Source organism: Pseudomonas sp. VE 267-6A, assembly GCF_024126555.1.
Classification (GTDB): Bacteria; Pseudomonadota; Gammaproteobacteria; order Pseudomonadales; family Pseudomonadaceae; genus Aquipseudomonas; species Aquipseudomonas palmensis.
In genome coordinates this window covers 208629-219538 of sequence record NZ_JAMYBY010000011.1, presented here as the reverse complement: position 1 = coordinate 219538, position 10910 = coordinate 208629, and the positions used below count along the sequence as shown (strand labels likewise).

The following is a 10910-nucleotide window of genomic DNA, read 5'->3' as shown; positions in this document are numbered from 1 at the left end:
GCGGGCAGAAGCCAACCTCACAGCCCCAAACAACCTGCTTCTGGCCGCAAGGCCGTGGGAGCGGGCTTGCCCCGCGATCTGGCGCGTAGCGGCAGCAAAACCAGCGCACCCGGTTTGCCTGACACACCCTGCACTCAGGTTTTACGACCGCTTCGCGCTCGATCGTCGGCCAAGCCAACTCCCACACCCTGCGGGCAGAAGCCGACCTCACAGCCCCAAGCAACCTGCTTCTGGCAAGCACCCCGGCACCTACCCGCTTGGCGCCCACAATCAATCCATGTGGCAGCCAGATCAAAGACAGCCCCCACCGTCCCCGCCCTAAATGGCCACCACTCACGCCAACCCGGGGACCCCACCACCATGAACCTGCACCCTCACCTGCTTGCCGCCCTCAGCCTGGCTGCGCTGCTGGCCCAGCCATCAGCCCAGGCCATCGAGCTCTACGCCGATGACGAGTCCCACCTGAATGCCGACATCCTGGCGGTGTACGGCCTGTTCAACAGCCGCAAGAACTACGACGCCACGCCCGGCGGCTCGACCTGGCGCGAGGGCTTCATCAAGTATGGAATCAGCGGCGACCAGCGCCTGGCCGGCAACGGCAGTGCCTACGGCGCACTCAGCTGGGTCAGTTCCGCCACCTGGGGCGATGGCGACGCAGCCGGCAACACCGACGGCACCGAGCGCACCACCAAGCTGGAGGACGCCTACCTCGGCTGGCGCTCCGGCGAGCTGTTCCCGTTGCTGGGCAAGGATGGCGTGGATGCCTCGTTCGGCCGTCAGGTGGTCAAGCTGGGCCGCGGCTTTCTGATCAACGACGACGGCCCCAACCTCGGCAAGGGCCCCGCCGACGGCGCGCTGAACCGTGGCGGCGCCTATTACCTGGCGGCGCGCCACGCGTTCGACCGCACCGCCGTGCTGCGCCTGGGCGGCGAGCGTGGCGTGCACGCCAGCGTGCTGTGGCTCAAGTCCGACAACCGCGCCCAGGCCGAGACCGAACTGGCCGCCGGCACCCTGGACTACACCACCGCGGCCGGCACCCTGGGGCTGACCTGGATTCACGGCCTGGGCGTCACCGAGCAATGGGCCAGCGAATTCCAGCGCCAACGCGACGGCATGGACACCTACAGCCTGCGCGGCGAAGGCAACGCCGGTATCGACAACGCCAGCTTCGCCTTCGAATACGCCTGGCAGGACAAGCAGGCCGGCCCGGAAAAGGCCTGGTACGCCGAGGCCGGCTACACCTTCGCCGAGCTGCCCTGGGCACCGAGCCTGACCTACCGCTACACCCGCTATTCCGAAGGCTGGGATGCCTTGTTCACCGGGCTGAGCACCGGCTACGGCACCTGGTTCCAGGGTGAGGTGGCGGCCAACTACGCGGGGCCGTTCAACAGCAATACCGGGGTGCATCACCTGGGCCTGGTGGCCAAGCCACTGGAAAACCTGACCCTGGGCGCGCTGTATTTCGACTTCGATACCCTGCACACACGCAACGCGCTGAACCTAGGTGCCCGCGAGCTGGACCTGTACGTGGAATGGACAGTCAGCCCGCACCTGATCGTTAGCCCGCTGGTGGGGCTGTACCAGCCGAAAAAGGACGAGAACACGGGGGGCAATCAGGTGGGCGGCAATGGCACCAACCTGTACAGCCAGGTGACGCTGGCGATGCCGTTCTGAGTTGGCTGGGGCGACGGCCAGGGACATGTCCAAGGCCATCGCCCCCGGGGTTACACGGTCGCGTGGGCCTGTTGCTTGAGGCGTTCGGTGTCGACGCGCACGAACACCGAGTCGGCCGTCACGGTGAGCACGTCGCCGGCCCAGACTTCGCAGATGACCCGGCTCTTGCGCCCCACCTCACCCTCGACCCACGCCTTGAGCACCAGCTCCACGCCCATCGGGGTGGGCTTGAGGTAGGTCAGCGAAAGCTTGCCGGTGACGCAGTCGATGCGCGGCAGGCTGCCCGGCTCGCGGCCTTCGGCGCGGTAGTGCCAGGCCATGGCGGTCCAGTTCGAATGGCAGTCCACCAGCATCGCCAGCAACCCGCCGTACACCAGCCCCGGCCAGCCGGTGAAGGTGGCATCGGGTTCGTGCCGGCACAGCACGTGGCTGCCGTCCTCGGCCCAGTGGCTTTTCAGGTGCAGGCCGCTGGGGTGCGAGGTACCGCAGCCGTAGCACACGCCCTCTGGCGCGGCGAGGTCTTGCAGGGGTAAGGCTTGGGCGTTCATAGGCTTCCTGATTGTTTTTATGGAAAGTCAGACCGTCGATGTTAACGCTGCCAGGCCCGCGCGCGAAAGCGCCAGGGGCCGCCGCAGAGGCTCAGGCCTCCACCGGCAGCCCTGCCGCCTGCCAGTCCGGCAGGCCGCTGTCGAGCCGGCGCACCTTGAAGCCGTGCTCGCGCAAGGCCACGGTGGCGGTACTCGACAGCACGCACCAGGGGCCCCGGCAGTAGGCAACGATCTCCTGGTCCTGCGGCAGTTCGGCCAGGCGCTGCTGCAGCTCGTCCAGTGGCATGCTGATCGCCCCCGGCAAGTGCCCCAGGGCGTATTCCTCGTGGGAGCGCACATCCAGCAGGGTGATGCTCTGCTCGTGCAGGCGCTGCACCAGTTCGTCGCGCGACATCGCCTCCAGGCGCTCCTGCGCACTCATGCTGTCGGCCAGCAGCTCGCGCACCGCCAGGCGGTTGTGCTCGGCGAACTGCCCCAGTGCCGCCAGCACCTCCAGGATCGGCCCACCACCCAGGCGGTACAGCACGCGCTTGCCGTCGCGGCGGGTCTGTACCACGCCCGCGCGTCGCAGGTGCTGCAGGTGCTGGGAGGTGTTGGCCACGGACAATCCGCACAGTTCGGCCAGGCGCTCGACCGCACGCTCGCCCTGGGCGATGTGTTCGAGCAGGTGCAGCCGATGCGCATGGCCCAGGGTGCGGGCCAGCTCGGCGATATCGATGAAGTGTTGCTGAGGAAGGTCGGTCATTGACAGGAAGCTATCATTCGCCAATCATTCAATCAATTAATTGAATGTTTTATTCAGGAGCAACGCCATGTCCCCTCTGCTTCACTTCATCGCCAGTGCCAGCCTGATCGGCCTGCTGGGCACGGCGCTGGCCGACCTGTGGGCCGAAACACAGAAGCGGGTGCTGAAGGTGCCCACGCCCAGCTGGCCGATGGTCGGGCGCTGGGTGGCGCACCTGCGCCATGGTCAGTTCACTCATGACAGCATCGCCAAGGCGCCGCCCGTACCGGGCGAAGCCCTGCTCGGCTGGGCGACGCACTATGCGATCGGGGTGCTGTACGCCGGGCTGCTGCTGGCGATCTTCGGCATCGGCTGGGCCCATAGCCCTACCCTGCTGCCGGCGCTGGCGATCGGTATCGGCACACTGGTGGCGCCGTTCTTCATTCTGCAGCCGGGCATGGGCGCAGGCGTACTGGCCCGTCGCACCCCCAACCCCAAGGTGGCACGCCTGCGTAGCCTGGCAGCGCACACGGCGTTCGGGGTCAGCCTGTTCGTCGCGGCGCTGCTGCTCAATGGCCTGGGCCTGATGCCCCTGGGCTGAGCTCAGGCCTCACGCTGGCACCAGGCGTCTATCAATACGTCCAGCAATGCCTGCGCATCCGTGGTGTTGGCGTCGACCAGGGCAATGGCCCAGCCACAGCCGGCCAGCTCGAAGTGTTCGCGCCAGTTGGGCCACGCCACAAGCCCGGCCAGGTCGAAGGAAAACATGCCGCCCCGCTCGCCATGGCCGCCGTGAATCGACTCGCCCAGGCCGAATGGCTGCGGGTCGAAGGGCTTGAGGCTCACGTAGTACACGTGGTGGGTGTCGTGCTCCGGGGTGGGCGCGCGGTTGCACTGGGAGAAGTCCACCGACTGCCAGCCCAGCTCGCGCTCGCTCATCGGCTGTGCCTGCGCGAGCAGGTAGTCGAGCCCCAGCGTACGCCCACCCGGCCAACCGAGCTGGGTGGCACTGAAGGTTCGCTGGCGCGCCTTGCGTGGGTTGGCAAGCTCGCTCCAGCCCAGCTCGCGGGTCAGCACCAGGCCCTTGAGCAAGCGGTGCTCGCCATTGTTCAGCTCCAGCACGAACTGGCCGTAATCGGTGGGTATCACCCGCACCAGGTGCGTCGGTGCCCCGTGGTCCTGCCCCATGTCGTCTTCCCCTGATGTTACAAAGAATTTCGGCAACGCCGCAGGGTCTACCCAGTAGATCCCCACACAAGAGTCTGCCATGAAATTCGAACGCTTCGCCCAGGGCCTGGCCAAACAGGCCGGTCGCTCGCGCACCTTCCTCATCGCACTGGTACTGATCGTGGTCTGGGCCGTCACCGGGCCGTGGTTCGACTACAACGACACCTGGCAGCTGATCATCAACACCTCGACCACCATCGTCACCTTCCTGATGGTGTTCGTCATCCAGAACACCCAGAACCGCGACAACGACGTGCTGCACATCAAGCTCGACGAACTGCTGCGCTCGACCAAGGCGGCGCACAACGCGCTGATGAACCTCGACCAGCTGGACAACAGCCAGCTCAAGCAGTTGCTCAAGGAGTACCGGGAGATCGGCGAAGACCGCGCCACCGACCTGCCCGCCGATGAAACCGGGGGCAGGCGCGGCGACGCGCAGTGAGGCGGGCTACTGGTTGGCGCCGGTGAGGGTGTTGTAGCTGGTGATCAGGTTGCGGTAGTCGGGGATGTGGTTGGAGAACAGCGCGCCCAACCCCTCGACATCGTTGCGCCAGTCGCGGTGCAGTTCGCAGGCTGCGCCGAACCAGGTCATCAGTTGCGCACCGGCCGACGACATGCGGTCCCAGGCGGCGTCGCGGGTGATCGGGTTGAAGGTGCCGGAGGCGTCGGTGATCACGAACACCTCGAAGCCTTCGGCAATCGCCGACAGCGCCGGGAACGCCACGCACACCTCGGTGACCACACCGGCGATGATCAGCTGCTTCTTGCCGGTGGCCTTGACCGCCTTGACGAAGTCCTCGTTGTCCCAGGCGTTGATCTGGCCGGGGCGCGCGATGTACGGCGCGTCAGGGAACTGCGCCTTGAGCTCGGGCACCAGCGGGCCGTTGGGGCCGCTTTCAAAGCTGGTGGTGAGGATGGTGGGCAGCTTGAAGTACTCGGCCAGGTCGGCCAGCGCCAGCACGTTGTTCTTGAACTTGTCCGGCTCGATGTCACGCACCAGCGAGAGCAGCCCGGCCTGATGGTCGACCAGCAGCACGGCGGCGTTGTTCTTGTCCAGACGGGTGTAGGGAACACTCATGGTCATACTCCTTGCAGGGGTGGTCCGGCGCCGTGGCGCCGGAGTTGGGACAAACGTGAGTTGCATACAGACCCTAGTCGGCGCGTGTGACAGTGCCGCCGCCATTGGTCATCTGGCCGAAGCGCCCGGCGCGAAAATCGGCGAACGCCGCCTCGATCTCGGCATCGCTGTTCATCACGAACGGGCCGTAGCCGACGATGGGTTCATCCAGCGGCTCGCCGCTGAGCCACAGCACCGCCGCCTCGCTGTCGGCCTGCAGCAGCACTTCGTCGCCGGCACGCTCCAGCAGCACCAGCTGTGCCGGGCCCACCGAACGCTCGCCATTGACCGTGACCTGGCCGCGCAGCACCACCAGGGCGCTGCTGTGACCGGCCTGGGCAGGCAACCGCACGGGCTTGCCGGGCTTGAGCTGCATGGCCCACACCTGCATCGGCGTGAAGGTGCGCGCCGGGCCGCAATGGCCGTGGTAGTCACCGGCAATCACCCGCAGGCTGCCGGCACCGCCGGGCAGCACCACGCTGGGGATGTCGGCGGCCAGCAGGGTCTGGTAGCCGGCAGGGGCAGACTTGTGCCGGGCCGGCAGGTTGACCCACAACTGCACCATCTCCAGGGTGCCGCCACTGCGGGCGAACGACGGCGCATGGAACTCTTCATGCAGGATGCCGCCCGCGGCCGTCATCCACTGCACATCGCCCGGGCCGATCAGGCCGCCGGCACCGGTGGAGTCGCGGTGCTCCAGTTCGCCCTGGTAGACGATGGTCACCGTTTCGAAACCGCGGTGCGGGTGCTGGCCGACGCCGCGACGGGCGCTGGTGGGGGTGAAGGCATGGGGCCCGGCGTAGTCGAGCAGCAGGAACGGGCTGATGTGCTGGGCCAGGTTGTCGTAGGTGAACAGGCTGCGTACCGGGAAGCCGTCACCCACCCAATGCGGGTGCGGACTGCTGTAGACGCCTTGGATCTTTTTCATGAGCTACCTCCTCTCGTGCATGAAGCCAACGATAAGGGCGCAACGCTGAGGGCGGTAGATAGCGTAAAGTGCCCTCAGCGTTCCATTTGGAGAACAGTGGTGGAAGACCTCAACGACCTGTACTACTTCGCCCAGGTGGTCGAGCACGGTGGCTTTGCCGCCGCCGGCCGTGCCCTGGACATGCCCAAGTCCAAACTCAGCCGGCGGGTGGCCGGGCTCGAGGAGCGCCTCGGGGTACGCCTGATCCAGCGCTCCACCCGGCATTTTTCGGTAACCGACATCGGGCAGGCCTACCACCGCCATTGCGTGGCCATGCTGGTGGAGGCCGAGGGTGCGGCCGAGCTGATCGAGCGCCACCGTGCCGAGCCCCAGGGCATCGTGCGCCTGAGCTGCCCCACGGCGCTGCTGGATTTCTGGGTGGGGCCGATGCTGTCGCGCTTCATGGTGCAGTGCCCGCTGGTGCAGCTGCATATCGAGAGCACCAACCGCCATGTGGACCTGATCCAGGAAGGCATCGACATTGCGCTGCGGGTGCGGGTGCCGCCGCTGGAGAGCAGCGACCTGGTGATGAAGGTGCTGGCCAACAGCACGCAGTTGCTGGTGGCCGCGCCCGGCTTGCTGGCGTCGTTGCCCAGGCCCATCGTGCCCGCCGACCTGGCCGCCTTGCCGAGCCTGCACTGGGGCAACCCGCAGCGCGATTATCAATGGCAGCTCAATGGCCCGGACGGCGCCACGGCCAGCTTGCGGCACACGCCGCGGCTGGTGACCGACGACCTGGTGGTATTGCGCCAGGCGGCGCTGGCGGGCGTGGGGGTGGTGCACCTGCCACTGGTGGTGATCCGCGACGAGCTTGCCCGTGGCGAGCTGGTGCAGCCCACCCCGCACTGGGCGCCGCAATGCGGGCTGGTGCACGCGGTGTTTGCCTCACGGCGCGGGCTGCTGCCTTCGGTGCGGCACCTGCTGGATTTTCTGGCCCAGGAGTTTGCCCAGAGCGGGATCGATTGATGTGCCAGGGTTTGCTGGCGCTATGCGCCAGATCGCGGGTCAAGCCCGCTCCCACGGGGATTGCGGCACTCTTTGAATAGGCGCTGTACCTGTGGGAGCGGGCTTGCCCCGCGATCGAATGCACAGCATTCGCTGAACCTGCACCCACCGATCATCAGGCATACTGCCCCCCCACCCTCAACCCCAACGCACCGCCATGCAGCCGATTGTCCCCCTGGCAGAAAACTACCCCCACGGCGAGCGCATCGCCCCGCACTGCCACAACCGCGCCCAGCTGATCCATGCCCTGAGCGGGGTGATCACGGTCAACTCCAGCCAGGGCTGCTGGGTGGTTCCGCCAGGGCGCGGCGTATGGGTGCCCGCCGCCGTCGAACACGACCTGAAGATGGCCGGCCAGGTCCGCATGCGCACCCTGTTCGTCGCCTCCGACGCGCGCCCCGACCTGCCGCTGACCTGCCGCGTGGTGGACATCCCGCCGCTGCTGCGCCAACTGATCATCAGCGCCATGCTCATCCCCGCCGACTACCCGCCCGGCGGGCGTGACGAGCGGGTGATGCAGTTGATTCTGGACGAGATCCGCGTGCTGCCGATTCTGGCCCTGTACGTGCCGCTGCCGGTCGACCCGCAACTGGCCGCGCTGTGCCAGGCCCTGCGCGACGACCCGGCCAGCCCCTGGAGCCTGCAGCGCGCCGCCGCCCACAGCGGCCTCAACGCACGCACCCTGACCCGCGCCTTCCAGCGCGAAACCGGCCTGAGCTTCATCCAGTGGCTGCGCCGCCTGCGCCTGCTGGCCAGCCTCGACGCGCTGGCCGCCGGGCACTCGATCCTGAACGTGGCGCTGGACCTGGGCTACGACAGCCCCAGCGCCTTCAGCGCCATGTTCCGCCGCACCCTGGGGGTCTCGCCCAGTGCCTACTTCGGCAAGACCCCGGCCTACGGCCAGCCCGACGCCGACTAGTCAGCGTGCATGCTGGCGCAGCAGCAGCGACGCCAGCGCACACACCGCCAACGCCACGCACGACACATAGAACGCATCCGAATACGCCATCAGGTAGGCCTGCTGATGCACCGTCTGGTCCAGCTGCGCCAGCACCTGCAGGTGCGCCGGGGCCTGTGCATCGAGCACCCCGCCGGGCAGACGCTGCTGCACGGGTGCATCGAACAGCGTCAGGCTCTCATTGATACGCTGCCCGTGAAACCGTTCGCGCAACGACACCAGCTGCGTCAGCAGCGCCGTGCCCACCGCACCGCCCAAGTTGCGCAGCATCGATATGAGCGCCGAGGCGGAGCCGGCCTGGGCCTTGTCCAGCCCTTTCACCGCCAGCACCGACAGCGCCACCATGATCAGCGGCTGGCCCAGCCCGCGCACCACCGTGGAGGGGATGATCACGTTCTTCGCCGCGTCCGCCGACAGGTGCGCCCCCAGCCAGCAGCCCAGCGCCATGATCGCGAAGCCGCTGGCCACCAGCACCTTGGCGTTGAGCCAGCGCATCAGGCGCGGCAGCAGTGGCGCCAGCAGCAACTGCACCATGCCGTAGGCGATCAGGCTGATGCCGATTTCGCGGGCGTTGTAGCCCTGCACCTGGGACAGGTAGTTGGGCACCAGAAACACCAGCCCGAAGGTCGCCGCCCCGAACACCGCCATGGCCAGGCTGGCCACACCGAAGTTGTAGCTGGCCAGCAGGCGCAGGTTGATGAAGGGCCGCGCGCCCCACAGCTGGCGCTGCACGAACAGCGCCAGCGCCACCACGGCAATCACGCTGAAGGTGACGATGAACGCCGAATCGAACCAGTCCTCGCGCCCGCCCTCCTCCAGCACGATCTGCAGCGCGCCCAGCCCCAGCGCCATGGCCGCGATGCCCAGCCAGTCGGCGCCGCGCAACTGGGCGCGGTCGCCGGCCTGCGCCGGGATCGACCACGCCACCGCCGCCAGCAGCGCCACCCCGGGCAGCAGTTGCAGCAGGAAGATCCAGCGCCATGAATAGGCGTCGGTCAGCCAGCCGCCGATCGACGGCCCGGCGGCCTGGGCCACGCTGTTGGAGAGGCTGAACAAGGCCATGCCCAGGGCGATCTTGCTCGGCGGCAGCTCGGTGATGATCAATTGCATCGACAGCGGGATCAGCACCGCCCCCGAAGCGCCCTGGATCACGCGGATGGCGATCATCGCCTGCAGGTTCGGCGCCAGCGCGCAACTGACCGAGCTGATCAGGAACACCAGCGAGCCCACCAGCATCACCCGGCGCAGCGAGAACACCTGCACCAGCCAGGCGGTGAGCGGAATCATGGTGATTTCCGCCACCAGGTAGGCGGTGGAGATCCACGAGCCTTCCTCGAACGTCGCCCCCAGCGCGCCCTCGATTTCCGGCAGCGCGGCACTGGTGACGTGCACGTTCATGCCCGCCATGAAGCAGCCGAACAAGCCTCCGATCACCGCCACCCACGCGCGCAGCGATACCTTGTCTTCAGTGCTCATCGCGCACCTGCGCCGTGCGCGTATCGATGGTGGCGATCACCGACATGCCCGGCAGCAGCCGCGGCGTGCCGGGTTCCACCGGGTCGAGGTGAATACGCACGGCAAAGCGCTGCACGATCTTGGTGAAGTTGCCGGTGGCGTTGTCGGGCGGCAACAGCGCGAACACCGCCCCCGAGCCGGGCGAGACGCTGTCGACCGTGCCCTGCCAGTGCCGGCCGAAGGTGTCCACCTCCAGGGTCGCGCGCTGCCCCGGGCGCATGTGTTCGAGCTGGGTTTCCTTGAAGTTGGCCACCACGTAGGCCTGCTCCACCGGCACCACTGCCAGCAGTGGCAGGCCGGGGCTGACGTACTGCTGCACACGCACCTTGCGCTGCCCCACCACGCCGTCGAAGGGCGCCCGTACCTGGGTGTCGGCCAGGGCGTTCTCGGCCAGGGCCAGGGCCGCCTCGGCCTGTTCCAGCTCGGCCTCGCGGCGCACCAGTTCGGCCCGGGCCTCGCGCTGCTGGCTGGCCAGCACCTGGTGCCGGGCCCGCTGCATGGCCCAGCCAGCGTCCGCGCCCTTGAGCGTGGCCTGCGCCTGGGTGCGTGTGGTGCTGGCGCGTTCGGCACGCTGGGCACTCACCGCGTTCATGCCGATCAACTGGCGGTAACGCTGCCAGTCGAGTTCGGCGCGCCGCGCCTCGGCACCGCCCGCCTCGCGCTCGGCGGCGGCACGGGCAATCGCCTGCCCTTGCCCCTCCAGCTGCGCCGCCAGGGTCACCAGCACGGCCTGCTGCGCCTGCACCGAAGCGGTACTGGCGGCCAGCGCCGCACGGGCCTGGCGCACCTGCTGGCGATAGTCGCGGTCGTCCAGTTGCACCAGCAGGTCGCCGGCCTTGACCACGGCATTGTCGGCCACGCTGACCTGGGCCACATAGCCGCCCACCCGCGCACTGATCGGCGCCCAGTCGGCGCGCACGTAGGCATCGTCGGTCTGTTCGTTGAAGCGCCCGCTGTGCCACACATACAAGGCAACCCCTAGTACCGCCAGCGTGCCGGCTGCGCCAAGGGCGCGGCGCAGCGTTATCACGCGCACGCGCTCGGTGGCTTGGGTAACCGGTGGTTCGGGGCTGACCGCCTGGTTCATGTTCGTGCTCCCTGTTGTTGTTCAAGGATGCACTCTAAGGGGGTCAGCGGTTGGCGTTCGCTAGCGTACAGGCCAGTATTCGTCGCGA

General features: G+C 67.7%; 12 protein-coding genes. 5 read left to right on the top strand and 7 right to left on the bottom strand.

The annotated features are described in order from the left end of the window. Positions 1 to 360: 360 nt before the first annotated feature. The gene (locus NJH59_RS15300; protein WP_253086960.1) at positions 361 to 1674 is read left to right on the top strand and encodes an alginate export family protein; all 1314 of its coding nucleotides are present in this window, start codon (positions 361 to 363) and stop codon (positions 1672 to 1674) included. 50 nt (positions 1675 to 1724) lie between these two features. Here the strand turns inward: NJH59_RS15300 and NJH59_RS15295 are convergent, their stop codons facing one another. Both NJH59_RS15295 and NJH59_RS15290 read right to left on the bottom strand, forming a co-directional pair. Then, on the bottom strand, positions 1725 to 2222 hold the full coding sequence (locus NJH59_RS15295) for a PaaI family thioesterase (RefSeq protein WP_043860059.1): 498 nt from the start codon (positions 2220 to 2222) through the stop codon (positions 1725 to 1727). Positions 2223 to 2313: 91 nt separating this feature from the next. Next, positions 2314 to 2967, bottom strand: a complete 654-nt coding sequence (locus NJH59_RS15290) for a metalloregulator ArsR/SmtB family transcription factor (RefSeq protein ID WP_253086959.1) — start codon at positions 2965 to 2967, stop codon at positions 2314 to 2316. A 67-nt stretch (positions 2968 to 3034) separates the two neighbouring features. Between NJH59_RS15290 and NJH59_RS15285 the strand changes: the two genes are divergently transcribed. After that, positions 3035 to 3547, top strand: coding sequence for a DUF2938 domain-containing protein (locus NJH59_RS15285; RefSeq protein WP_253086958.1), 513 nt, complete (start codon positions 3035 to 3037; stop codon positions 3545 to 3547). 2 nt (positions 3548 to 3549) lie between these two features. Here NJH59_RS15285 and NJH59_RS15280 read toward each other — a convergent pair whose 3' ends face one another. Beyond that, a complete protein-coding gene (locus NJH59_RS15280; protein ID WP_253086957.1) occupies positions 3550 to 4134 on the bottom strand; it encodes a hypothetical protein in 585 nt (194 codons plus the stop codon). A gap of 79 nt (positions 4135 to 4213) precedes the next feature. Here NJH59_RS15280 and NJH59_RS15275 point away from each other — a divergent pair, with 79 nt between their 5' ends. Then, positions 4214 to 4615, top strand: a complete 402-nt coding sequence (locus NJH59_RS15275; RefSeq protein WP_043860056.1) for a low affinity iron permease family protein — start codon at positions 4214 to 4216, stop codon at positions 4613 to 4615. Between the two features lie 6 nt (positions 4616 to 4621). On the opposite strand, the gene ycaC is transcribed toward NJH59_RS15275, so the two are convergent. Further along, positions 4622 to 5251, bottom strand: a complete 630-nt coding sequence (gene ycaC / locus NJH59_RS15270; RefSeq protein ID WP_043860055.1) for an isochorismate family cysteine hydrolase YcaC — start codon at positions 5249 to 5251, stop codon at positions 4622 to 4624. 73 nt (positions 5252 to 5324) lie between these two features. Further along, on the bottom strand, positions 5325 to 6218 hold the full coding sequence (locus NJH59_RS15265) for a pirin family protein (protein ID WP_253086956.1): 894 nt from the start codon (positions 6216 to 6218) through the stop codon (positions 5325 to 5327). A gap of 96 nt (positions 6219 to 6314) precedes the next feature. On the opposite strand from NJH59_RS15265, the gene NJH59_RS15260 reads away from it, so the two are divergent. Beyond that, positions 6315 to 7223, top strand: a complete 909-nt coding sequence (locus NJH59_RS15260; RefSeq protein ID WP_173925050.1) for a LysR family transcriptional regulator — start codon at positions 6315 to 6317, stop codon at positions 7221 to 7223. A gap of 196 nt (positions 7224 to 7419) precedes the next feature. After that, a complete protein-coding gene (locus NJH59_RS15255) occupies positions 7420 to 8181 on the top strand; it encodes a helix-turn-helix transcriptional regulator (RefSeq protein ID WP_054914418.1) in 762 nt (253 codons plus the stop codon). Here NJH59_RS15255 and NJH59_RS15250 read toward each other — a convergent pair whose 3' ends face one another. Both NJH59_RS15250 and NJH59_RS15245 read right to left on the bottom strand, forming a co-directional pair. Beyond that, a complete protein-coding gene (locus NJH59_RS15250) occupies positions 8182 to 9696 on the bottom strand; it encodes an MDR family MFS transporter (protein WP_043860227.1) in 1515 nt (504 codons plus the stop codon). Further along, positions 9686 to 10822: an HlyD family secretion protein gene (locus tag NJH59_RS15245; RefSeq protein WP_253086955.1), complete on the bottom strand. Its 1137-nt coding sequence runs from the start codon at positions 10820 to 10822 to the stop codon at positions 9686 to 9688. The genes NJH59_RS15250 and NJH59_RS15245 overlap by 11 nt, the downstream gene beginning before the upstream one ends. Between the last annotated feature and the right edge of the window lie 88 nt (positions 10823 to 10910).